The 23,078-nt window shown below is 68.2% G+C and carries 23 protein-coding genes and 1 pseudogene; 12 read left to right on the forward strand and 12 right to left on the reverse strand.

Features of this window, described 5'->3' with window-relative positions:
• Nucleotides 1-35: 35 nt before the first annotated feature.
• Nucleotides 36-455: an ankyrin repeat domain-containing protein gene (locus FEK34_RS17420; RefSeq protein WP_138448847.1), complete on the reverse strand. Its 420-nt coding sequence runs from the start codon at nucleotides 453-455 to the stop codon at nucleotides 36-38.
• Between the two features lie 393 nt (nucleotides 456-848).
• On the opposite strand from FEK34_RS17420, the gene FEK34_RS17425 reads away from it, so the two are divergent.
• Nucleotides 849-1,073, forward strand: a complete 225-nt coding sequence (locus tag FEK34_RS17425) for a hypothetical protein (RefSeq protein WP_249359321.1) — start codon at nucleotides 849-851, stop codon at nucleotides 1,071-1,073.
• Here FEK34_RS17425 and FEK34_RS17430 read toward each other — a convergent pair.
• Complete coding sequence (locus FEK34_RS17430; RefSeq protein WP_138448849.1) at nucleotides 1,011-1,961, reverse strand: alpha/beta fold hydrolase; 951 nt, start codon at nucleotides 1,959-1,961, stop codon at nucleotides 1,011-1,013. The genes FEK34_RS17425 and FEK34_RS17430 overlap by 63 nt on opposite strands.
• A gap of 169 nt (nucleotides 1,962-2,130) precedes the next feature.
• On the opposite strand from FEK34_RS17430, the gene FEK34_RS17435 reads away from it, so the two are divergent.
• The 3 genes from FEK34_RS17435 to FEK34_RS30035 all read left to right on the forward strand — a co-directional run bounded on the left by FEK34_RS17435 (nucleotide 2,131) and on the right by FEK34_RS30035 (nucleotide 6,047).
• A complete protein-coding gene (locus FEK34_RS17435; protein ID WP_249359323.1) occupies nucleotides 2,131-3,831 on the forward strand; it encodes an alpha/beta hydrolase in 1,701 nt (566 codons plus the stop codon).
• Between the two features lie 370 nt (nucleotides 3,832-4,201).
• Nucleotides 4,202-5,863 (forward strand): alkaline phosphatase D family protein, encoded by a 1,662-nt coding sequence (locus FEK34_RS17440; RefSeq protein ID WP_138448850.1) that lies wholly within the window; start codon nucleotides 4,202-4,204, stop codon nucleotides 5,861-5,863.
• A gap of 37 nt (nucleotides 5,864-5,900) precedes the next feature.
• Complete coding sequence (locus FEK34_RS30035) at nucleotides 5,901-6,047, forward strand: hypothetical protein (protein WP_171048262.1); 147 nt, start codon at nucleotides 5,901-5,903, stop codon at nucleotides 6,045-6,047.
• Between the two features lie 267 nt (nucleotides 6,048-6,314).
• Here FEK34_RS30035 and FEK34_RS17445 read toward each other — a convergent pair whose 3' ends face one another.
• Nucleotides 6,315-7,085: a fructosamine kinase family protein gene (locus FEK34_RS17445; protein ID WP_138448851.1), complete on the reverse strand. Its 771-nt coding sequence runs from the start codon at nucleotides 7,083-7,085 to the stop codon at nucleotides 6,315-6,317.
• A gap of 67 nt (nucleotides 7,086-7,152) precedes the next feature.
• Here FEK34_RS17445 and FEK34_RS17450 point away from each other — a divergent pair, with 67 nt between their 5' ends.
• Both FEK34_RS17450 and FEK34_RS17455 read left to right on the forward strand, forming a co-directional pair.
• Nucleotides 7,153-8,232 carry an NAD(P)H-dependent amine dehydrogenase family protein gene (locus tag FEK34_RS17450; RefSeq protein ID WP_138448852.1) on the forward strand — a complete coding sequence of 360 codons (1,080 nt, stop codon included), beginning with the start codon at nucleotides 7,153-7,155 and terminating at the stop codon, nucleotides 8,230-8,232.
• Nucleotides 8,229-8,726 (forward strand): carboxymuconolactone decarboxylase family protein, encoded by a 498-nt coding sequence (locus FEK34_RS17455; protein ID WP_138448853.1) that lies wholly within the window; start codon nucleotides 8,229-8,231, stop codon nucleotides 8,724-8,726. Before FEK34_RS17450 ends, FEK34_RS17455 begins: the two co-directional genes overlap by 4 nt.
• Before the next feature lie 133 nt (nucleotides 8,727-8,859).
• On the opposite strand, the gene FEK34_RS31175 is transcribed toward FEK34_RS17455, so the two are convergent.
• Nucleotides 8,860-8,985 carry a hypothetical protein gene (locus tag FEK34_RS31175; RefSeq protein ID WP_283206611.1) on the reverse strand — a complete coding sequence of 42 codons (126 nt, stop codon included), beginning with the start codon at nucleotides 8,983-8,985 and terminating at the stop codon, nucleotides 8,860-8,862.
• Here FEK34_RS31175 and FEK34_RS17460 point away from each other — a divergent pair.
• Nucleotides 8,951-10,687, forward strand: coding sequence for a BCCT family transporter (locus FEK34_RS17460; protein ID WP_138448854.1), 1,737 nt, complete (start codon nucleotides 8,951-8,953; stop codon nucleotides 10,685-10,687). The genes FEK34_RS31175 and FEK34_RS17460 overlap by 35 nt on opposite strands.
• Nucleotides 10,688-10,716: 29 nt before the next feature.
• On the opposite strand, the gene FEK34_RS17465 is transcribed toward FEK34_RS17460, so the two are convergent.
• Nucleotides 10,717-12,699 (reverse strand): heavy metal translocating P-type ATPase, encoded by a 1,983-nt coding sequence (locus FEK34_RS17465; RefSeq protein WP_138448855.1) that lies wholly within the window; start codon nucleotides 12,697-12,699, stop codon nucleotides 10,717-10,719.
• Between the two features lie 92 nt (nucleotides 12,700-12,791).
• Here FEK34_RS17465 and FEK34_RS17470 point away from each other — a divergent pair, with 92 nt between their 5' ends.
• Nucleotides 12,792-13,148: an ArsR/SmtB family transcription factor gene (locus FEK34_RS17470; protein WP_036537043.1), complete on the forward strand. Its 357-nt coding sequence runs from the start codon at nucleotides 12,792-12,794 to the stop codon at nucleotides 13,146-13,148.
• Between the two features lie 96 nt (nucleotides 13,149-13,244).
• Here the strand turns inward: FEK34_RS17470 and FEK34_RS17475 are convergent, their stop codons facing one another.
• From FEK34_RS17475 to FEK34_RS17490, 4 genes are all read right to left on the reverse strand, one after another.
• On the reverse strand, nucleotides 13,245-13,826 hold the full coding sequence (locus tag FEK34_RS17475) for a TerD family protein (RefSeq protein ID WP_138448856.1): 582 nt from the start codon (nucleotides 13,824-13,826) through the stop codon (nucleotides 13,245-13,247).
• A gap of 86 nt (nucleotides 13,827-13,912) precedes the next feature.
• Nucleotides 13,913-14,752 (reverse strand): SAM-dependent methyltransferase, encoded by an 840-nt coding sequence (locus FEK34_RS17480; RefSeq protein ID WP_138448857.1) that lies wholly within the window; start codon nucleotides 14,750-14,752, stop codon nucleotides 13,913-13,915.
• A 138-nt stretch (nucleotides 14,753-14,890) separates the two neighbouring features.
• The gene (locus FEK34_RS17485; protein ID WP_138448858.1) at nucleotides 14,891-15,370 is read right to left on the reverse strand and encodes a pyridoxamine 5'-phosphate oxidase family protein; all 480 of its coding nucleotides are present in this window, start codon (nucleotides 15,368-15,370) and stop codon (nucleotides 14,891-14,893) included.
• A 56-nt stretch (nucleotides 15,371-15,426) separates the two neighbouring features.
• Entirely contained in the window at nucleotides 15,427-16,257 is an 831-nt protein-coding gene (locus tag FEK34_RS17490; protein ID WP_138448859.1) for an SAM-dependent methyltransferase, read from the reverse strand.
• A gap of 355 nt (nucleotides 16,258-16,612) precedes the next feature.
• Here FEK34_RS17490 and FEK34_RS17495 point away from each other — a divergent pair, with 355 nt between their 5' ends.
• The gene (locus tag FEK34_RS17495; RefSeq protein WP_138448860.1) at nucleotides 16,613-17,509 is read left to right on the forward strand and encodes a helix-turn-helix domain-containing protein; all 897 of its coding nucleotides are present in this window, start codon (nucleotides 16,613-16,615) and stop codon (nucleotides 17,507-17,509) included.
• Between the two features lie 30 nt (nucleotides 17,510-17,539).
• Here the strand turns inward: FEK34_RS17495 and FEK34_RS17500 are convergent, their stop codons facing one another.
• Nucleotides 17,540-18,289 (reverse strand): TetR/AcrR family transcriptional regulator, encoded by a 750-nt coding sequence (locus FEK34_RS17500; protein WP_138448861.1) that lies wholly within the window; start codon nucleotides 18,287-18,289, stop codon nucleotides 17,540-17,542.
• A gap of 54 nt (nucleotides 18,290-18,343) precedes the next feature.
• On the opposite strand from FEK34_RS17500, the gene FEK34_RS17505 reads away from it, so the two are divergent.
• Together FEK34_RS17505 and FEK34_RS17510 are read left to right on the forward strand one after the other, a co-directional pair.
• A complete protein-coding gene (locus tag FEK34_RS17505; RefSeq protein ID WP_138448862.1) occupies nucleotides 18,344-19,801 on the forward strand; it encodes an MFS transporter in 1,458 nt (485 codons plus the stop codon).
• Between the two features lie 142 nt (nucleotides 19,802-19,943).
• Nucleotides 19,944-20,681, forward strand: coding sequence for a GntR family transcriptional regulator (locus FEK34_RS17510; RefSeq protein ID WP_138448863.1), 738 nt, complete (start codon nucleotides 19,944-19,946; stop codon nucleotides 20,679-20,681).
• Nucleotides 20,682-20,803: 122 nt separating this feature from the next.
• On the opposite strand, the gene FEK34_RS17515 is transcribed toward FEK34_RS17510, so the two are convergent.
• Entirely contained in the window at nucleotides 20,804-21,274 is a 471-nt protein-coding gene (locus FEK34_RS17515) for a PTS sugar transporter subunit IIA (RefSeq protein ID WP_138448864.1), read from the reverse strand.
• A complete protein-coding gene (locus FEK34_RS31275) occupies nucleotides 21,271-21,828 on the reverse strand; it encodes a glucose PTS transporter subunit EIIB (protein WP_349292438.1) in 558 nt (185 codons plus the stop codon). Before FEK34_RS31275 ends, FEK34_RS17515 begins: the two co-directional genes overlap by 4 nt.
• Here FEK34_RS31275 and FEK34_RS17525 point away from each other — a divergent pair.
• Nucleotides 21,722-22,936, forward strand: a pseudogene (locus tag FEK34_RS17525) (PTS transporter subunit EIIC); the annotation flags it as partial. The gene FEK34_RS31275 and the pseudogene FEK34_RS17525 sit on opposite strands and share 107 nt — an antisense overlap.
• Nucleotides 22,937-23,078 lie beyond the last annotated feature (142 nt).

Here is a 23,078-nt window from a genome sequence, read left to right on the forward strand (position 1 = left end):
GCCGGCGCCTGGTCGTCGTTCGGGCGCGGTGGCCGTCAGCCGAAGAGCTCGACCAGCTCGGTCTTGCCGAACATGGTCGCGGCCTCGCGCGCGGAGGGAGTTCCGGCATCCGGATCGGCGCCCGCCGCCAGCAGATCGCGCACGATCTCGGTCTCACCCTTGAACACCACCCCGGCCAGCGGGGTCTGGCCGCGGTCGTTGGCGCGGTCGGGGTCGGCGCCGCGGGCCAGCAGCACGCCGACCGCCTCGCGGTGACCGTGGTAGGCGGCCAGCATGAGCAGAGTGTCGCCGCGCTCGTTGGTGAGGTTCACCGGCACACCGGCGTCGAGGTAGGCGGCCAGCTGAGCTGCCGCACCGGTGCGCGCCAGGGCGAAGACCGCGGTGGCCAGTTCGACCAGTTCGGGGTCGATCTCGGGGTCGCCGGAATCGGGAGCAGGGCCGTTGTCCGCAGTCACCGCTCCATTACTACCAGCCGTAGCCGACAGTTCCGGACATGCCGGCGGCCTCCGGCGCGGGACCGGAGGCCGCCGCCGCGCATCACTGGATGATCGCGCAGCCTTCTCCTGCCGAAATCGAGCAGACCAGCCAGGACAGGGCCATCAGGATGGCCTCGATCGGGTTCGACGGGACGACGGTCGGATGAACCATGGGAGAACCTCTTATGTGTCGGCGCGAGTTGACGTGACCCCCACTGACTACAGCGTCGAGGCTGCGGCACCCGTTACACCAGCGGCAGGGGCGTTGACAGCCGGACGGTCCCGCCCATTCGCGCACGGGTCGTTACCCGGTTGCGCGGGTACGCAGCGGTCATACTGAGGCAAAGCCCTGTCGGGTAGATGGGAGTGGCCATGAATTCCACCGAGAAGCGCTCGTTCTTGCAGCGAGTATCGCCCACTCAATGGCTGGCGCTGGTGCTGACGATCCTGGCCGTCGTCTTCATCCTGCAAAACCGCAGCAAAGTGTCGATCGACATCCTGGCCATCACCATCACCTCACCCATGTGGGTGGCGCTATTGGCGATCTTCGTCGTCGGCTGGGCCGCCGGCGTGCTCACCATGCGTCGTCGCCGCTGACGCCCGCCCGATGTGGTCGAGCACGGCGGCCAGCACGGCGTCGGGGGCCTCGATATGCGGCCAGTGCGCGATGTTCTCCGGCAGCATCACCACATCGGGGTCCGGGATCACCTCGCGGTAGCGCTCGGCCATATGCCTGCCCGAATTGGGATCGGCGGGGCCGTTGATCAACCGCATCGGCACCGCGGTCTCGCGCATCGCGCGGACCCATCGGTTGCGGTAGGTCAGCCGGTCGCGCACGAACCGGCCCACCAGATGGGTGACCCGTGCGCCGTCGTTGTAGTTCATGATCTGGTCGAACTGCTCGAGCAGCCGCGGGCCGGGTTTGGTGGCCGGGCCGAACATCTCATCGATCGAGCGGGCCAGTACCGGCTTGGTCAGCAGCAGCTTGTGGAACCGGCCCGCCACCTCACCCACCGGTGTCGACAGCAGTTGCTGAACCAGGCGCGGGCGATAGGCCTCGATGAACAGACCGCCATTGAGCCAGGTCAGCGAGTCCAGACGATACGGCGTCGACGACTGCGCGGCGGTGTCGTGCCGTGCCAGCATCTCCTGTGCCACCGAGACACCGAGGTCGTGCGCGACCACATGGCACCGGGCGACGCCCAGGTGCGCGAGCAGCGCCTCATGCATATCGGCGTGGGCCGGAACCGAGTAGTCGCCCGCGACCGGCTTGGCGGAGAAGCCCATGCCGAGCATGTCGGGCGCGATGACGGTGAACCGCTCGGTGAGCCGGTCCCACAGCGGGGCCCAGTCGAAGGAGTTGAACGGGTAGCCGTGGATGAGCAGCAGATGCGGGCCGCTGCCCGCGACCCGATAGAACACCTCGAAGCCGAGGAAGTCGAAATACTGTCCGCCGTCTTTCCATTCGCGCAGCTGTGCGTCCATGACTCCACCTCGTCGCCGGATGACGCGCACCGCGGGTCCCGTCGGGCACGCGCGGTGCCGACATGACGGCGGCGGGCGCCGATGAGCGCACCTTATGCGCCGATGTGAACCATACTGTGGTCGAACTGTCGACGGGTGTCGACTCCGGCCTGGGTGAACGAGGTGCGCAGTGGAGACGACAACGACCCCGACGACGCGGACCGCTGCCGATTCCGAGGACACGGCAGGCCCACCGAAGAGCCGACGCGGGGTGGTGCGGCTCGAATTCGGTGGCCTGGTCGGCGCGCTGGTGCTGACCTGGCTGTCACTGACTCCCTCGCTGCTGCCGCGCGACGCACTGTTCCAAGGTGTGGTGACCGGCGCTGCCGCCGCCATCGGTTACGGGCTCGGCGTGCTGGTGGCCGCGATCATCCGCTGGATGCTGCATCGCGAGCAGCCGCGCCCCACCAGGGCGGTGACCTGGTGGGTGCTGGCGGGGATCGCGGTGGTGGGCACGGTGCTCATGCTGATCTGGTTCGCGGGCTGGCAGGACGAATTGCGCACCCTGATGGGTGTTTCCGGGCTGTCGATCTGGTCATATCCGGTCATTCTGATCGTCGTGGTGGTGGTGTTCGCGATCCTGGTGGCGCTGGTGCGTGCGGTGATCGCGGCGACGGCGTGGGTGGCGCGGCTGCTGACCAAGGTGCTGCCCGCCCGGGTCGCCGTGGTGGCCGGCGGCGTGCTGGTGGCGCTTGCGGTGGTGGCCGTGCTCGACGGTGTGGTGGCCAATGGCGCGATGTCGGTGCTCAACAACACCTTCGCCGCGGTCAATCAGGAGACCGACGCCGACAATCCGGCGCCCACTGCGCCCGAACGTTCCGGCGGGCCGGGGTCGCTGGTGACCTGGGATTCCCTCGGCAGGCAGGGCCGCATCTTTGTCGGCAACGGGCCGACTGTCGAGCAGCTCTCGGAATTCAATAAGCGTCCGGCGATGATGCCGATCCGCACCTACACCGGGCTGGCCTCGGCCGACACCGTGCGCGAGGAGGCGGAATTGGCGGTGGCCGAACTCGATCGGGCCGGTGGTTTCGATCGCGCCGTCATCGGTGTCGCCACCACCACCGGCACCGGCTGGATCAACCAGTCCACCGCCTCGGCGCTCGAGTATCTATACAACGGCGACACCGCCCTGGTGAGCATGCAGTACTCGTATCTGCCGAGCTGGCTGTCGTTCCTGGTGGATCAGGCGCGGGCGCGCCAGGCCGGGCAGGCGCTGTTCGAGGCGGTCTACGCGACATGGTCGACGCTGCCGGAGAACGATCGCCCGAAACTCGTGGTGTTCGGGGAAAGCCTCGGTTCTTTCGGCGGTGAGGCTGCCTTCTCCGGCATCCAGGATCTGACCTCGCGCACCGACGGGGCATTGTTCGTGGGTCCGACGAGCAACAACGTCATCTGGGGCGATGTCACCGCGCGCCGCGATCCCGGCACGCCGCAGGTGCTGCCGATCTTCCAGGACGGCCGCACCGTGCGCTTCGTGGCCCGGCCCGCCGACCTGCAACGCCCGACGCCGGATTGGCCGGGCCCGCGGGTGGTGTATCTGCAACACGGCTCCGACCCCATCACCTGGTGGACGCCGGGACTGGCCCTGCACGAACCGGATTGGCTGCGCGAACCCCGAGCCGACGACGTCCTCGACAGCACCCGCTGGATCCCGATCGTCACCTTCCTTCAGGTCTCGGCCGATATGGCGGTCTCCACCAACGTCCCCGACGGGTACGGCCACACCTTCCACGCCGCCATCGCCGACTCGTGGGCCGCGATCCTGCAACCGCCGGACTGGACCCAGGCCGACACCGAGCGATTGCGCGCGGTGCTGACCAGCGCCAACTGACGCGGCGATTACAGCGCGCACCGGAAGATGCCGGCGATCTGCGCACCGTCGGGCATATCCGCCGCTCGCACGGCGAGCACCCGTCCACCCGGCAGCAACACGGCGGCACATTCGGCAACCGGACCTCCTGGGCCGACCGGTCCGGGCATCCGCGATCAGTGCGTCGGCTTTCGCTCGGCTAACGGCATTAGAGCACGGGCGCAGCCGCGTTAGCCGGGCGCCGACGTCACGATCCGACGATGCACGCCGGTCTCGAGCACGCCCCGCACATCCGCCGTCGGAGGCGTCGACGACGAATGTTCGCCCGATGTCATCGCCGGCTTCACCGCGCAGGTCAGTGGCCGTCGATCTGGCGCCCCCACCATGAACCATGGGCCTGTCGCGTCGGCAGCTGTTGCGGTTCGGTGGTGTGGCGTCGGCCGCCGCGCTGGCGGGAAGTTGCGCGGTCTCCGGCGCCCGGTTCCGGGCGCCGCGCTGGACCGGCGACCCCTTCACCCTCGGCGTCGCGTCCGGGGAGCCGACCCCGGACGGGGTGGTGTTGTGGACCCGGCTGGCACCGGATCCATTCGCCCCCGACGGCCTCGGCGGCATGCCCGCGCATCCGGTGACCGTCGACTACGAGCTCGCCAACGACGAGCATTTCCGGCAGGTGGTGCGCCGCGGCGCGGTGGTGGCCGATCGCGCGCTCGGCCACAGCGTGCACCCGGAGATCGGCGGCCTGCAACCGCAGCGCTGGTACTACTACCGGTTCCGCGCGGGTTCGGCGGTGTCGCCGGTGGGCCGCACCCGTACCGCCCCGCGGCCAGGGACGGGTTCGAGGCTACGGTTCGCCTACGCCTCCTGTCAGGCCTGGAACGACGGCCACTACACCGCCTACCGGCATCTGGCCGCCGAAGACCTCGATCTCGTCGTGCACCTGGGCGACTACATCTACGAATATCCGCTGACCGGCCGTCGTCGCGGCGTCCGGGTGCCCTCACCGCTGCGTCACGAGGCCCGCGATCTGGCCGGTTACCGCTTGCATTACGCATGGTTCAAATCCGAGGAGCTGCTGCGCCGCGCCCACGCGGCGTTCCCGTGGCTGGTCACCATGGACGATCACGAGGTCGACGACGACTGGGCCGCCGACACCGCCGCGTCGACGGTCGATCTCGACGCACTGCGGACGGTGTTCCTGCGCCGTCGAGCAGCGGCCTTCCAGGCGATGTACGAACATCAGCCGCTGCGGTTGGCGCAGCTGCCGTCGGGACCGAATATGCGGCTGCACCGGCGGTACCGCTTCGGCGACCTCGCCGAGATCACCCTGCTCGACACGCGCCAGTACCGCACCCGGCAGGCCTGCGGCGGCGAGATCGTCACCGATTGCGCGCAGGCCACCGGCCTCGACCGGACCATTCTCGGTGGCGCGCAACGACAGTGGCTGCTGAACGGCTTCGCGAGCTCGCCGGCGCGCTGGCAGATTCTCGGCAATCAGGTGGTGATGGGCCGCACCGACCACGATCCGGGCCCGGAGGTGTCGATCTCCACCGATGCGTGGGACGGGTACGCCGCCGAACGCGCGGCGATACTCGGCGCCGCCGCCGACCGCTCGGTGCGCAACCTGGTGGTACTCACCGGCGACCGGCACGAGAACTACGCCGCCGACCTGCGCCGCGACGTCGCCGAGAGCGAATCCGAGGTGGTGGCAGCCGAATTCACCGGCACCTCGATCTCCAGCGGAGGTGACGGCGCGGACCTGCCCGGCCGCGGCCGGGATCTGCTGGCGGCCAACCCGGATATGAAGTTCTACAACAGCCAACGCGGCTACGTGCGGGTGGAAGTGGATGAGCACCTGTGGCGCACCGATTTCCGGGTGGTGCCCTATGTCGAGCGACCCGGCGCGCCCATTCACACCAGAGCGAGCTTCGTCGTACAGGACGGTGTGCCGGGCGTGATGGAGGCGTCGCGGTGGGAACGGCCCGCAACCATAGAGCCCACCGATCGCGTCGAGCACGCCGCCGCACCGCCGATCGGCCCCGACGACAATCGGTGATCTTTGGGCGGCGGTCCGGGCAACCATCGTCATCGATGTGGGCGCACGCCTGCTGCTGTCGCTGCCGATGACTGTCGCCGAATGCCGACCGCCGGACCGCCACGCGCCCGCCGCCATCGAGCGGACCGCCATCCGGCGGACCGCCATCCGCCACCCGCTGGACTGCCACCTGCCGGACCGCTGAGCGCTGGACTGCCACCTGCCGGACCGCCGAGCGCCCGACTGCCACCTGCCGGACCGCTGAGCGCTGGACTGCCACCTGCCGGACCGCCGAGCGCTGGACTGCCACCTGCCGGACCGCCGAGCGCCCGACTGCCACCTGCCGGACCGCTGAGCGCTGGACTGCCACCTGCCGGACCGCCGAGCGCCCGACTGCCACCCGCCGGACCGCCGACTGCCGACCGAGCACGCGGCCCGACGCACCCGCTCGGTCGCACGATGCGGCGACGACTCAGAGCCGCAGGGTATCCAGCGCCGCCTGATGCAGCGCCTGCCCATAACCGGGCCCATATCCGGCCGCGTGCACGGCCAGTGGATGCAGTTGATGCGCCGGCACCCTGGCTCGCCAGCCGTCGGCCAGCCGATGCCGCGACTGGTACCCCTCGATGATCTGCTCGAAGGAGGGGCAGCCGAACAGCGCCAGCATCGCCAGATCGGTTTCCCGGTGCCCGCCGTGCGCGGCCGGATCGATCAGCACCGCCTGCTCACCGGTCCACACCACATTGCCGTTCCACAGATCGCCGTGAATCCGCGAGGGCGCTTCGCCGTCGTCGAAGCGGCCGTCGGCCACCACGGCGCAGGCCCGCTCGATGACGGCGCGCTGGGCGCGGTCCACACTCCCGGCGTCATAGGCGATGGCCAGGAACGGCAGCACCCGCTCGGTGGCGTAGAACTCACCCCAGCGCTCGTGCTCGACGCTGCTCATCGGCCGCTTGCCGATGAAGATCTGGCCGGTGAAACCGGCAGGCGGACAACCGAATCCGGCGCCGTCGGTGCCCGCATCGTGCATCCGCGCCAGGGTCTGGCCGAGCCGGTGGGCGCACTCGGCCGACGCCCGGCCGTGCGGCAGCCGCACCAATTCGATATGGGCGCTGTCCACCGAGAGCACCTCGACCACCGGTGCTCCCGCGGCGCCGAGCCAGCGCAGTCCCGCGGCCTCGGCCGGATAGAAGTCCGGATGCGTCCCGGAATCGGCCTTCCTGAAGGTGGTCACGACCGCCACCGTACGACCGGCTGGCGGGCTGTCGGAAACACCCTCCGGCCAACCAAGCACTTGCTAGACTCGGCCGATGATCTCCACAGCGGTGTGGGGCACCGGAAACGTCGGCCGCGCGGCCATCCGTGCCGTCGCGGCGCATCCCGGGCTGGAACTCACCGACGTCATCGTGCACAACCCCGCGAAGGCCGGTCGCGACGCCGGTGAACTGGCCGGCCTCGACCACGAACTCGGCGTCGCCGCCACCACCGATGTCGCCGCGGTGCTGGCCGCGAACCCACGGGCGGTGGTCTACGCCGCCTCCGGTGACATCCGCCCGGACGATGCCCTCGCCGATATCGTCGCAGCGATCGCCGCGGGCGCGGTGGTCGTCACCCCCGCCCTCTACGCGTTCTACGACGCCCGCAACGCACCCGCAGACCAGCGCGAGAAGGTCCTCGCCGCCATCGAGTCCGGCGGCGGCTCGCTGTTCGTCTCGGGGGTCGATCCGGGCTGGGGCAACGATGTACTGCCCCTGCTGATGAGCGGGCTCGGCACCGTCATCGACGGTATTCGCTGCCAGGAGATCTTCGACTACTCCAGCTACGACCAGCCCGATTCGGTGCGCTACCTGGTGGGCATGGGCCAGCCGATGGATTATTCGCCGCCGATGGTGGCCCCCGGCGTGCCGACGATGGTGTGGGGCGGCCAGATCCGGCTCATGGCCCGCGCGCTCGGCGTCGAACTCGACGAGATCCGCGAAACCCTCGACCGCCGGGAACTGGCGACCACGGTCGGCACGGCGTCGATGGGGGAGTTCGCGGCGGGCACCCAGGGCGCGCTGCGCTTCGAGGTGCAGGGCATCGTCGCGGGGGAGCCGGCGATCGTCATCGAACACATCACCCGCATCCACCCGAGCTGCGCACCCGACTGGCCGGTACCGCCGAACGGTTCCGGTGCGCACCGGGTGATCGTGGAGGGCCGCCCGCGCCTCGAGGTCACCATCGAGGCCACCGATGAGGACGGCAACTACGCCGCGGGCGGCAATGCCACCGCGGTCGGCCGGCTCGTCGGGGCGATCGACTGGCTCACCGAGGCAGGGCCGGGACTCTATGACGCGCTCGATGTCCCGCTGCGACCGGCGGTGGGCAGGCTGGGAAGGAACCGGACATGAGGATCGACATTCCGGAAGGCAAGGACCCGATCGGCTACGTCTGGGGCGAGATGGTGCCCGGCATCGGCGTCGCCGCGTCGGACTTCTCGCTCGCGGTCTACTCCCACTCCACCCTCGGGCTGGCCGAATTCGAGGCCGCGCGACTGCGGATCGCGCAGATCAACGGCTGTCTGTTCTGCCTGGACTGGCGCACCGAACGCGACGGCAAGAAGGTCGATCCCGGTTTCCTCGACGCCGTCGCCGACTGGCGCACCACCGACGCCTTCGACGAGCGCACCCGGCTGGCCGCCGAATACGCCGAACGCTACGCCCTCGACCACCACAACCTCGACGACGAGTTCTGGGCCCGGATGTCGGCCTGCTACAGCCAGGCCGAGATCGTCGAGCTGAGCATGAGCATCGGGTCCTGGCTCGCCTTCGGCCGCCTCAATCACGTCCTCGGACTCGACGCCGTCTGCGTGCTTCCCGGCCACTCCGGTACCGCCACACCATGACCCGCTGAGGTTTGCTCGCGGTACGCGCGGGGTACCGAATACTCGGCCCCGCGACCGGACCGGCTCAACCGGCGCCAGGGGTCACGACGTGCCGGATGAGCTGCGCAGACCGTGCCGACGCAGGTGTTGTGCGTCACAGCGCCGCGAGAACGCTGTACGGTTGCTGCGGGAAGAGAACTGCCGCCGACCAGCGGTCGTTCGCGATCTGAAAGGACTCCGATTCAATGTCGATCGGCGCCGACAGGAATTCCCGGGACACCGAAGCGACGGTGCACCGGGTTGCTGGCAGATCACCGGCGAAACCAGGACTCGACCGTCTCGTCTTCGGCGTCACGGCGATCGGGTCGCTGGCATTCGTGGCATGGGGCATCATCGACCGGACCGGCCTGGCCACCGCGGCGGGCAACGCGCAGAGCTGGGTGATCAGCAATACCGGCTGGTTGTTCGTGCTGATCGCGACGGTCTTCGTGGTGTATGTGATCTGGCTGGCCGCAAGCAGATACGGCAAGATCCCGCTCGGAGCCGACGGCGAGAAACCCGAATTCCGCACCGTCTCCTGGATCGCGATGATGTTCAGCGCGGGTATGGGCATCGGCCTGATGTTCTGGGGCGTGGCCGAACCGCTGTCGCATTTCGTGAACCCGCCACCGGGCACGGCCGCACCGGGTAGCCCCGAGGCCGCCGAGGTCGCCATGGCGACCACCCTGTTCCACTGGACCCTGCATCCGTGGGCGATCTACGCCGTCGCCGGACTGGCCATCGCCTACAGCACTTTCCGCCGTGGCCGCTCGCAGTTGATCTCCTCGGTGTTCCGCCCGATTCTGGGCCGCAGAGCCGACGGCATCGGCGGCCAGGCGATCAATATGATGGCCATCTTCGCGACCCTGTTCGGGTCGGCGGCATCGCTGGGCCTGGGCGCGCTGCAGATCGGGGCCGGGATGGAGTTCAACGGCTGGATCGACGCCATCGGCAAGGTCGGTCTGGTCGCCATCATCTGCGGCCTGACCATCGCCTTCATCTTCTCCGCCGTCTCGGGCATCGACCGCGGCATCCAGTGGCTGTCCAACATCAACATGGTGCTGGCGCTGGCGGTGGCCGCGTTCGTGTTCATCGCCGGGCCCACCCTGGTGATGCTCAACTTCCTGCCCGCCGCCATCGGCGACTACATCGCCATGCTGCCGACGATGGCCTCACGCACCGGGGTCGCCGGCGGCGAGGCGATGGAGACCTGGCTGTCGACCTGGACCATCTTCTACTGGGCCTGGTGGATTTCCTGGACCCCCTTCGTCGGCATGTTCATCGCGCGAATCAGTCGTGGCCGCACCATCCGTCAGTTCGTCACCGGTGTGCTGCTGGTGCCGAGCGTGGTGAGCCTGATCTGGTTCGTCATCTTCGGCGGGGCAGGCATCCAGCAGCAGAGCCAGACCGGCGACCTGACCGAGGCCGACGGTTCGGTCGACGAGAACTTCGCGCTGTTCCATCTGCTCGATCACTATCCGCTGGCGTCGTTCACCGCCGGCCTGGTGATGGTGCTGGTGGCGATCTTCTTCGTCTCCGGCGCCGACGCGGCCTCCATCGTGATGGGCACGCTGTCGGAGAAGGGCAGCATCGAACCCTCGCGGCCAACGGTCATCTTCTGGGGTTCGGCCACCGGCGCGGTCGCGGCGATCATGCTCGTCATCGCCGATCCGGCGAATCTGGGCGGCGCGCTCACCGGTCTGCAAGCGCTCACCACCGTGGTCTCACTGCCGTTCATGGTGGTGATGGGCTTCATGTGCGTGTCGCTGTATCGCGACCTGCGCGCCGACCCGATCATTCAGCGCGAGGATCTCGGCGTGCAGCTGGTGGTCGACGCGGTCGTGCAGGGCACCGAACGCCACGACGGCGAATTCGAGTTGGTGACCGAGGCCGTGGTGGTGGACGAACCCGACGATTCACCCGAAGACCGCACCGCCAGCTGACCTTCGCGTTCGCCCGGCCCGGCCACGCCTCACGCGTGACCGGGCCGCATCGCGTCGCGCCAGGCGCGGTCGGCGAGCAACCGCATCCCCTTCAACCCGACGATCACCGTCGACCCCTCGTGCCCGGCGACCCCGAGCGGCAGCGGCAGGGTGCCGACCAGATCCCAGGTGACCAGGGCCACGATGAAGGTGGCGGCGATGGTCAGATTCGCCACCACGATCCGGCGCGCCCGCCGTGACAGCGTGACCACGGCGGCGACGGTGCCGAGGTCGTCACCGACGATGACGGCGTCGGCGGCATCGACCGCTAGATCGGAACCGGTGCGCCCCATCGCGATACCGACGTGCGCGGCCGCCAGCGCGGGCGCGTCGTTGACACCGTCACCGACCACCGCGACACGGCGACCGGCGCCGACGAGCTCGCGCACCGCCGCCACCTTGTCCTCGGGCAGCGCACCGGCGCGGACATCGCCGATGCCGACAGTCTCGGCCAGTGCGGCCGCGGCGCGCGGGTTGTCCCCGGTGAGCAGAACCGGCGGGTGCCCGGTGCGGGCGGTCAGCTCGGCCACGGCCGTGGCCGCACCCGGACGTGGCCGGTCGGTGACCGCGAGCACACCGGCCGGGCGGGCATCCACGGTCACGACCACGGCGGTCGCGCCCGTCGATTCCCATTCGGCGACAATGGATTCAGCATTCGTCAGAGCAGCGTCGGTTTCGGTGGACGGTGGCAGCAGGTCGCCCGGGCGGCCCACCTCGATCACCCGGCCGTCGACGGTGGCGCGCACACCGCGACCCGGCCGCGAGTCGAACGCCGTGACCTCCGCGAGCGGCAGCCCGCGCTCTCTCGCGGCGGCGACGATGGCGATGGCGAGCGGATGTTCGCTGTCGCGTTCGGCAGCGGCCGCCAGCGCGAGCATCGCGTCGGCACCGAGCTCGCCGGTGACGGCGCGGACCGCGGTGACCTGCGGACGGCCCTCGGTCAACGTGCCGGTCTTGTCGAAGGCGACCGTATCCACCGTGCCGAGTCGCTCCATGACCACCGCCGATTTCACCAGCACGCCATGGCGGCTGGCGTTGGCCATGGCGGCCAGCAGCGGCGGCATGGTCGCCAGCACGATCGCGCACGGCGAGGCCACGATCATGAACGTCATCGCCCGCAGCAGGGCGGGCTGGAGTGCCGAGCCGGCGGCCAGCGGAATGAACAGCACGGCGAGCGTGGCGATCACGACGCCGGTGGAGTACCACTGCTCGACCCGCTCGATGAACAGCTGGGTGCCCGCCTTGGATTCGGACGCCTCGCGCACCATGGCGGCGATGCGGGCGATCACCGTATCGGCTGCCGCGCGCCGGACCCGCACCCGCAGCGTGCCCGTGCCGTTGATGGCGCCGGCGAAGACTTCGTCTTCCGGCCCGGTCGGCACCGGCAGCGGTTCACCGGTGATCGAGGCCTGATCGACCTCGCTGCGCCCGGATTCGACGACGCCGTCGCCACCGATCCGCTCACCGGGCCGGACCAGGATCAGCTGCCCTGGCATGAGGGTTTGCGCGTCGACTATTCGTTCATCGTCGCCGTCGACGACGGTGGCGCGGTCGGGTGCGAGATCGAGCAGCCCGCGCACCGCCTCGGCCGTGCGGTGGGTCAGCACCGCCTCCAGGGCGCCCGAGGTCGCGAAGATCACGATCAGCAGGCCGCCGTCGACCATCTGCCCGATCGCCGCCGCGCCCAACGCCGCGACGATCATCAGCAGATCCACATCGAGGGTCCGATCGCGCAGCGCGCGTACGCCTTCCAGCGCCGGCTCCCAGCCGCCGGTCACATAACACCCTGCCAGCAGCGACCATGCGAGCCAGGCCGGTGCGCCGGACCACTGTGCCCCCAGACCGGCGGCGAACAAGGCGGTGGCGGCCACGGCCCACCGCACCTCGGGCAAGGTCCAGGCCGTCGAGCGACCCGGGCGCGGGGGCGGGACCTGCCCGGTGTGCGGCCGATCGAGCAAGGGGGAGGTGGACATCGCCAGAGTGCTCCGTTCGAGATCAGCGCGGCATAGGACTACAGGAATGCATGTACATGTCTTCATGTAATCCCGCAAGGTACAGTGATCTCGTGGGACACGGAGTCGAGGGCAGAACTACGCCGCCCGCCCAGCTGGATGCCGATTCGGCGGCCACAGTGGCAGCGACTCTCCAGGCCCTGGCCACGCCGAGCCGGCTACGGATCCTGACCAGGCTGCGGCACGGCCCGTGCTCGGTGGGGGATCTGGTCGAAGCCGTCGAGATGGAACAGTCCGCGGTCTCTCATCAACTGCGACTGTTACGGGCGATGGGGCTGGTCACCGGTTCGCGGCAGGGCAGAAGCGTCATCTACCGGCTCTACGACAGTCACGTGGCGATGCTGCTGGACGAAGCCGTCTATCACATCGAGCATCTCGGGCTCGGCATCGCCGACGACGAAACGGCCTGACCAGGCGGTTTCTGATATCGATTGCGGCGCAGTCGAAGCGGCGCGCACCCGACGCGCACGGTGGCGGAACCCTGAGACCCCGCCACCGCGCCCGGATCACTGAATGGCGAAGCGCAACAGCGCCTGCTTATCGCCCTGCTTGATCTTGCCCTTGCGGTTGAGCACCTCGAGCTGCCAGCTCGCACCGGACCGGAAGGCCCGCGCCACCGCGTTGGCATTGTCGGCGCCGAGCAGCGACGGCCAGATATCGGCCACCTGCTGGCTGTCGCCGCCGGTCGCGTCGTAGACCTTGAACGAAATATTGTTCGCCTTCTCGAACGACGAACCCTTTTTGAAGGCCGCCGCCACGAACACGATCGAGTCGATACCGCCGGGCACATCGGCGAAGGTGACCTGCACGGTCTCGTCGTCGCCGGCCGCTGCGCCGGTCTGCTCGTCACCGCTGTGCAGGACCGCGCCGTTGCCGAGCGGGTCGAGCGAGTCCAGTCCGGCGAACCGCACCGGCTCGGCCCCCTGCATGAGAATCGCGATCAGGTCCAGGTCGACGCCGCGCTTGCGGCGAGCCCAGCCGAGCGCGCCGCCGCTGGCACCCGCGGACGGGTCCCAGCTCACCCCGACACTCAGTTTGGTGATGCCGCTCAGATCCGCGGCACCGTCTTCTTTCTTGAGCGTGATCATGGGCCTCAGCCTACCCACGAACGAGTCGGCGGGCAGGCCAGCGGATTCCGCGACGATGACCGCGGAACCCGCTGTGACCGTGCGACTCAGCGCTTGCGGCCGACTCCGCCGAGCATCACCCGCTCCTCGGGGAACGGTTCCCGGATCGGCGGGCCCATCGGCCACCACTGCTCGAGTTCGACCAGGCCCGGCTCGATCATCTCCAGATCGTGGAAGTAGGCCGCGATCTCCTCTTTGGTGCGGTACCAGCCCGACCCGAGGCCCATCTCGGTGAACTGGCGTTGCAGGCGCACGGCGAGATCGGCGAGCTCGGAACCGTCGTTCGGGTTCCAGAAATGGGTGATGGCTACGTAGGAACCCGAGGGCAGCGCGTCGATGTACTGGCGCATGATGCCGACGGGATCGAGATCGTCGTCCACGTGATGCAGGATGCCGCACAGGATGAGGCCGAGCGGACGCTCGAGATCGAGGTGCCTGGTGACCTCCTCGTCCTTGAGCAGCGTATCGGGCTGCGTGAGATCCGCCGGAACGAAATGGGTGTACTCGTTCTGCTCGAGCAGCACCCGGCCGTGCGCGTTGCACACCGGATCGTTGTCGACGTAGACGACGGTCGCCTCGGGGTTCTGGCTCTGGGCGATTTCGTGGGTGTTGCCGACGGTGGGCAGACCCGCACCGATGTCGAGGAACTGGTCGATGCCGACGGTGCCTGCGAGGTAGCGGGTGACCCGGTGCAGCCAGCGCCGGTTCATCTTCGACACGTCACGCTGGCGGGGCGCGGCTTGCAGGATCATGTCGAACGCGGCGCGGTCGACGTCGTAGTTGTCTTTGCCACCCAGGCTCACGTCGTAGACGCGTGCGATGCTCGCTCGGGTGGTGTCCACACCGACCGGAACGCGAACACCGGTCTGGGGAGCGGGTTGGGACATCGAGAACCTCTCTCTGCACTAACTGTGATACGGCTCACTCAGCCTAGGGGGCGGTGAGCGTCGCGGCAATGGGTCCGGAAGCATTCGGGCGACGCAAGATTCGCCGCCCGTGCGCGAGCGGAGGGTACGCGGTGTGGCTCAGACCGACACGCGGTCGAGTCGCCGTCCGGGCAGCCAACCGGCGCCGATGTGGGTGACCCGCCACCAGTCGACGTGCACGAGCAGCGCTTCCACCGGGGTGGCGAAGAACGGCTCGATCATCGGCTCCTTCTGCACCAGCGCCTGGAACGTCTCGTCCCGGTCGGCCGGATCGCGCACCTCGACGGTGCCGAGGCCCTGGGCGAACGGATCGGTGAACCCGCCGCTGACCACCTTGATGCCGACATTGGGGTTGGCGCGCAAGGCGTCCAGCGTGCGCCCGCCCGATTCCAGGATCAGCGTCAGCCGGAACGGATCGTCGTCGAGGTGGGCGAAGAACGCGCTCGAGCACCAGTTCACGCCGTCTTTGGACGTCGCCAGGTCGATGCTGGTGGTGGCGAGGATGCCGGCGAGTTTGTCCCGGACGTCCTGCTCGGTGATCTCCGCGTTGCCGGTGGTGGTGTCGGCGTCGGCTGACATTGCGGCCTCCTGTCATCGTGTGAATCGAATGCGAACAGTGGATAAGGATGTGCGAGTTACGGTTTGCGGCCGACGCCGCCGATGATCAAGTACTCGTCCGGGACGCGCTCGCGCTCGTCGGGGCCCCAGGGCCACCAGTCGTCGAGTGGTACGAGTCCCGGTTCGAGAAGTTCGAGCCCGTCGAAGAACGGCATCAGTTCTTCGCGGGTGCGCCAGCGGCCGGTGCCGAGTCCCTCGTCGTGCAGGGCCCGTTCGGCACGCCGGGCGAGCTGGTGCAACTCTTCGTCCTCGCTGCCCGGATCGAAGAAGTGGCTGATCATGACGTAGGAACCGGGCGCGAGCCGGTCGATGTATTCGGCCATGATGCCCGCCGGATCGCGATCGTCGTCGACGTGATGCAAGGTGCCGCACTGCATCATCAGCAGTGGCTTGCTCAGGTCGAGATACTGGTTCACCGCGGGATGGCCGAGCACTTCGTCGGGCTTGGTGAGATCGAGGTCGAGGAAGTGGGTGTACTCGTTGGCCTCGAGTAGTTCCTTGCCGCGCCGCACGCACACCGGGTCGTTGTCGACATAGACGACCATGACCTCCGCGCCCAGTTCCTGCGCGATCTCGTGGGTGTTCTTCTGCGTCGGCAGGCCGCTGCCCAGATCCAGGATCTGCGTAATGCCCACTTGACTCGTCAGGTACCGGACCACCCGTTCGAGCCAGCGCCGGTTGGCCACGCCGACCGCATTCTGGTTGGGCACCACGGTGAGTAGGTGTTCGTAGACTTTACGATCGACCTCGAACCAGTCCGAACCGCCCAGTCCGTAGTCGTAGACGCGGGCAATGCTCGGCGTGTCAGGGTCGACACGCCCACCGAGATCCTCATCGTCCATCGGCATCATGGGGCTCCTCTCCCATCGGCTCCCACGACTGTGACTCTACGCACCGCGCGTACGCCGCGCGCGGTATCGAGAAGAAGTTATGCCGTTGTCCCGCTGCAAAATCCGTGCACATCGGTCGTCGGTGGCCGAATCGGACATACCCGGCCGACACGCACGGTAACTCGGCGACCGACCAGTCTGCGCCGACGTCGTCCAGCGACGTCGTCCGCCCGTCCGCGGCGACGATCGCCGACGGGTAACGGGCTCCGGTGGTTTCGCTATTGGAGCGAGTAGGATCTGCAACCGACGCGGTGGAGCCGGTGGGTGTGACCGGGCAGATCGCGGTCTAACCACTATCGGCCAGAGGCGGTCCATGACCAACGACCAGGACAACAGCGACAACGTCGAACTGCTTGTGGCAGAGCGTGGTCCGACAGTGATCCGGATCGCGCTCGGCAGCAGGTTGCGCCGGCTGCGGGAAAGTTGCGGTGTCAGCAGGGAAGCGGCCGGGGACGCCATTCGCGGATCGCACGCCAAGATCAGCCGGCTCGAGCTGGGGCGCACCGGATTCAAGGAACGCGATATCCGCGATCTGCTCACCCTCTACGGCGTCACCGACGACGACAAGCGCGAGCCCTACCTCGATATGGCGCGCAAGGCCAACGACCCCGGCTGGTGGCAGAGCTACAGCGATCTGCTACCCGCGTGGTTCGAGACCTACGTCGGCCTCGAACAGGCGGCCACCACGATCCGCACCTATGAGGCCCAGTTCATTCCCGGACTGTTGCAGACCGCCGACTACGCCCGCTCGGTGATCATGCTCGGCAACGATGACGAGACCGAACGCCGGGTCGCGGTCCGCATGCGCAGGCAGAAGATCCTGCACCGCAGGGCAGCGCCGACGCTGTGGGCCGTCATCGACGAGAACGCGCTACGCAGGCCGGTCGGCGGCATGAAGGTGCTGCGCGAGCAGATCGAACACCTGATCAACATCTCCGACATGCCCAATGTGCGCATCCAGGTGCTGCCGTATTCGGCCGGTGGGCATTCCGCGGCCGGCGGCCCGTTCAGCATCCTGCGCTTCCCGGAGCCCGAACTGCCCGACATCGTCTACACCGAACAGCTCACCAGCTCGCTCTACATGGAGAAGCGCCACGATGTGGAGCTGTACATGTCGGTGATGAATCAGCTCAGCGTGCAGGCCCTCTCGCCGGCCGAGAGCCTGCAATTCCTGTCGCAGATCCTCGCCGACTACGCCGCGCAGGACTGACGCGCCGCGCATTCGGCGCCGGAGCCGGGATCAGCCGCGCATCTCGGAGCTGCCCGTGTCGGTGGGTGTGCCGACGCTCGCCCCGCCGCGCAGGCGCACCTCGAGCCCGTCCAGGACCGAGATGAGCCCGAAGTCGAAGGCCACCGCGCGTGCCACGTCCAGATCCTGCGGCACGGTATTGCGGTAGTCGTGGATCATCTCGGGATAGTCGGCGCCCAGATCCTCGAGCACCCCCATGACATTCGAGGTGTCGACATTGTCATCGCCGTAGGCGTTCTTCCAGGCGATCAACGGCAGGATCTGGCCGAGCACGAACGAGAACAGAGTCCCGGTGGCCAGATAGACGTCGTTGCCCTCGAAACCGGCGCGAACGAAGGTGCGGCGCAGGCGGTCGGTCAGCCGCAACGAGCTGGGGCCGATGCTGGGCAGCCGCCCCAGCAGGGTGGCGACCCACGGATGGTTCAGCATGGTCTCGCGCATGCTGTAGGCGAATGCGGTCGAGACCTCCCGCCAGGAGTTCCGTTCGGGCTCGGGTACCCGGACCATGCCCCAGAATTCGTCGAGCACCAGCTCGAGTAGCTCGTCCTTGGTCGACACATACCAGTAGAGGCTGGTCGCGCCCGCCGCGAGCCGGGCGCCGAGCTTACGCATGCTCAGCGCCTCCATGCCCTCGGTGTCGAGGATCTCGATCGCGGCCCGCACGATCTGATCGCGATGCAGCCCGGAGGACTTGGGTTGGCGGGGTTCGCGGCTCCATACCGAGCTGAACTGCTTGGTCACGGAAACATTCTATAGCCGCTCGCACACTGTGCGATTCTATCGTACGCTGTTCGAGTGGAATCGAACGTTGTACGAGACCCCCGGCGCTGGCTGATCCTGGGCGTTCTCTGTCTGTCCCTATTGGTACTGATGATCGACGGCACGGTGCTGAATCTCGCGATCCCGTCGCTGATCCGGGAGCTGGACGCCACCCCGTCGGATGTGCAGTGGATTCTGGACGCCTATGTCCTGGTGTTCGCGGGTCTGCTGCTCACCGCGGGCAGTCTGTCGGACCGGTTCGGGCGGCGCCGGATGCTCGTTCTCGGCCTGGCCATCTTCGGAGTGGCCTCGCTGGCGGCGGTGCTGGCGACCGAACCCTGGCAGGTGATCGGGGCCAGGGCCGCGATGGGCGTGGGCGGGTCGCTGCTGATGCCGTCGACGCTGTCGATCCTGATGACGACCTTCGACCAGGACGAGCGGCGGCTGGCGATGGCGGCGTGGACCACGGTGTCGATGGTCGGCATCGTCGCGGGCCCGACCGTCGGCGGCTTCCTGCTCGAACACTACTGGTGGGGTTCGGTGTTCCTGATCAACATCCCGGTGGCGATCCTGGCGATCGTGGCCGCGCTGGTGCTGATGCCGGAGACGACGGGGGAGCAGCGGCCGGTCGACCTGGTCGGGGTGCTGCTGTCGATCCTGGCGCTGGTCTCGGCGGTGTATGTGATCATCGAACGCGAATGGAACCTGCCGGTGATCGGCCTGGCCGTGGTGGCCGCGGTCGCGTTCGTGGTGTGGGAAAGCCGGTCCGAGCATCCGATGCTGCCGCTGGCGGTGTTCCGCAATCGCGATTTCACCGGCACCTGCCTGACCCTTCTCCTGATGGTCTTCGGCATGGGCGCGATCATGTTCATGCTCACCCAGTACCTGCAGTTCGTGCTCGGCTACGGGCCGATGAAGGCCGGGCTGGCGCTGCTGCCGTACGCGGTGGCGGCGGCGGTGTGCAACGGGCTCGGCGCCACCCTCGGCAAGAAATTGAGCAACAAGACCCTCATCGTGAGTGGTCTGCTGGTGATGGGTGTGGCGTTCGTGGTGCTCGCGATGGGCACCGGCTACGGCGCGGTACTGGTGAGCATGCTGATCATGGGCATCGGCGGCGGTCTCGCCGGACCGTCGGCCTACGCGGCGATCATGAGCGCCATTCCGCTCGAGCACGCGGGCGTCGGGTCGGCCATGAACGACACCTTGCAGCAGGTGGGCATGGCGGTCAGTATCGCGGTGCTCGGCAGCGTGCTGGCCGGGGTGTTCACCGCGAACATGCCCTCCGACGCGCCGGAGGCGGCCCGCGAATCCATCGGCGCCGCTTTCGAACTCGGCTATGCCGAGCCGGCGAAGCTGGCCTTCACCGAGGCGATGTCGACCGGGGCGTGGATCAGCGCGGGCTTCAGCGTCGCGGCCGCCGTGCTCGGGCTGGTGCTGCTGCGGGCCCGCCCGCCGCAGGCGGTGGTGCCGGAGCCGGTCGCGGTGCAGAGCTGACCGCTGGGCGGGTGCGCGCAGGCGCTGCCGTGCGCACCCGCCGGGCACTCGGGTGAGGGGAGTACGCTCGGAAACCGGACCGTACCGGTAGGGACCTGCGGTCCCGGCGAGAGTGGATCTTGTCCCCGACGAAGGAGCCGCTGTGATGCCTGTGCCGCTGCGTGACAGCGCGATTCCCAAACACGAACAGTTGCGCGCCATCCTGCTGCACAAATGCACCCGCGAACTCCAGCCGGGTGATCTGCTGACCAGTGAACGCAATCTGATGCAGGACTACGGCGTCAGCCGGATCACCGTGCGCGAGGCGATCGGGCAATTGGTCAACGAGGGACATCTGGTGCGGGTGCGCGGCAAGGGCACCTTCGTGGCGCATCGGCCCGTGCAGTCGAGGCTGCATCTGGCCTCGTTCACCGAAGAGATGCGCGCCCAAGGCCATCAGCCGACGACGGTGGTCCTGGTCGCCGAGGAGGACACGGTGCCCGAGGCTTCGGGCCGGGCGCTCGGCCTGGACGCCGGTGCGCGCGCCTATCACATCAAGCGGCTGCGCCTGGCCGACGGCGATCCGGTGAGCGTGGACGACGGCTGGTTCCACGCCGGACTGCTGCCGGGATTGCTCGAGGTGGACCTGACCGCCTCCATCTATCAGACCTGCGCCGACCGCTACGGCCGCCCGATCGAACGTGCCACCCAGACCGTCGACGCCACCGCCGCCGACGCGGGCATCGCCGCGTTGCTCGGGGTGAAAAAGAACGCTCCGGTACTGCATTTCGACCGCACCTCGTTCAGCGGTGCGGTCGCGGTCGAGCACACCCAGAGCTGGTACCGATCGGACCGCTACCGGTTGCAGATGGAGGTCGGGAACGAGCGCGCGTCGCGCTGATCGTTCGGGGGCACCGCGCGGAAACCGGGCGCGGCCTCGATGAGCGCCTGGTGGAGGGCGTTCGCCGAGATCGAGGCCGAATGCTGTTCGGGCAGAGTGGTGAACGCGCGGGTCCTGCCGCATTACCGGGGGATCGGAGTCCAATCGAACAGCGTCGCACCCGTCTCGACATCGGTCCCGACTGCCGACGGGTCGACGGAATCGCGCGCCGAATCCATCACCACAATCGGGCAGAGGGCCGAATATCCGGTGCCGTCGATCTCGGTCGGATCGAACCGCACGATCGGCGTGCCGGCCTCGACGTCAGCGCCTTCCGCGGCGAGGAGGGCGAATCCGGCACCCCGGAGTTTCACCGTGTCGATCCCCAGGTGCGTGAGCACTCCGGCACCATCGGCGCCGAGGACGACGAACGCGTGCGGATGCAGTTTCACGATCCTGCCCGCGATCGGCGCCCGGACGTCGAGAGCGCCGCGATCACGGACGGGGTCGATGGCCACGCCGGAACCGACGAGCTGACCGGCGAACACCGGATCGGGCACGTCGGCCAGTGCGAGGACCCGCCCGGGAAGTGGCGCCAGGACGGGCACCGTCACAGCAGGTCCTCGATGTCTTCGGCCAGTGTGTCGGCCACCGGTCCCACCACGACCTGTACGACCGAACCGGACCTGAGCACACCGTGCGCGCCGGCTGCTTTCAGCGCGGCCTCGTCCACCAGGCTGCCGTCCTTCACCTCGGTGCGCAGCCGGGTGATGCAGGCTTCGATCTCGACGATATTGGCGGCGCCGCCGAGGCCGCTGATGATGGCGTCCGCTGTGGACATGTGTTCTCCCTCGTTGGCTCTGCCGTGCCGGTGGCCGGTGTTACCTGGATCATATGTTCTGGTTGACATCGGGCCGCTACCTGGCCAAACTGACAACTGGTTATGACCGGACAGTACCCGTCGGGACGCCGGTCCACACCAGTTTCCGCCGGATCCGCGCGTGAGCTCCGGTGGCTCCAGCACGGCGACGCGCCGCGTTCCGGCGACGAAGAAGGTCGATATGACTGTCGTAGACAGCCCGAAGAAGGAATCGGCGGCATTCGCCGGCTTGCAGCGCCTCGGGCGCAGCCTCATGTTGCCGATCGCGGTGCTGCCCGCCGCGGGCATCCTGCTGCGACTCGGCCAGGACGATCTGCTGGGCCGGTTCTCGGCATTGGAAAGCGCGGCGAGCGTCATCTCGGCTGCCGGACAGGCCGTATTCACGTGGCTGCCTTTGATTTTCGCGGTCGGCATCGCCATCGGGTGGGCGAAGAAGTCCGACGGGTCGACCGCGCTGGCCGCCGTGGTCGGCTACATGGTGGTCGACGGCGTCTTCGAGGCGATGTCACCGATCGTCCTCGAGGGTGAGACCGACCCTAAGGGCGGTCAGGCGATGATCGATTACGGCGTACTGGCCGGCATCGTGATGGGTTTGCTCTCGGCGATGCTGTGGCAGCGGTTCTATCGCACCAAGCTGCCCGACTATCTCGGGTTCTTCAACGGCCGGCGGCTGGTGCCGATCCTGACCGCCGTCACCGGTCTGGTGATCGGCGTGCTCATGGCTTTCGCCTACCCGCTGTTCAACGCCGGGCTGACCTGGGTCGGCGAGACCGTCGCGGAGAACTCCGTGCTGGGCGGCGGAATCTACGGCACCGCCAACCGATTGCTGATTCCGACCGGGCTGCACCACATCCTCAATACCACCGTGTGGTTCTTGATCGGTGACTACGAGAACGCGCAGGGCGAGATCGTGCGCGGTGACCTCAACCGCTTCTTCGCCGGCGATCCGGCCGCGGGCACCTTCATGACCGGCTTCTTCCCGATCATGATGTTCGCGCTGCCCGCCGCGGCCCTGGCAATCTGGCGCAATGCGCGTCCCTCCCAACGCAAGCTGGTCGGCGGGATCATGCTCTCCACCGCACTGACGGCGTTCCTCACCGGCATCACCGAACCGCTGGAATTCTCCTTCATGTTCGTCGCGTGGCCGCTGTATGTGGTGCACGCGATCCTCACCGGCACCTCGCATGCCCTGGTCAACGCCCTCGGCATCCACGACGGATTCACCTTCTCGGCCGGATTCATCGACTACGCCTTGAACTTCGGCAAGGCCACCGATGCCTGGCTACTGATCCCCATCGGCCTCGGCTACGCCGTGATCTACTACCTGCTGTTCAGCTTCGTGATCAAGAAGTGGAATCTGCGCACTCCGGGCCGCGAACCCGAGACCGACGACGAGACCCTCGGCGCCGCAGCCGAATCGGAACGTCGTCTGCCGGGTGCGAAGCAAGAGCCGCGCGCCACCGAGGCGCCGGCTGCTGAAGGCGAGATCGGCGCCGCGGGCAACGACACGCGCGCCGGGGAGGTCGGGACCGGCGCTG

It is taken from the genome of Nocardia cyriacigeorgica (assembly GCF_005863245.1).
Classification (GTDB): Bacteria; Actinomycetota; Actinomycetes; order Mycobacteriales; family Mycobacteriaceae; genus Nocardia; species Nocardia cyriacigeorgica_C.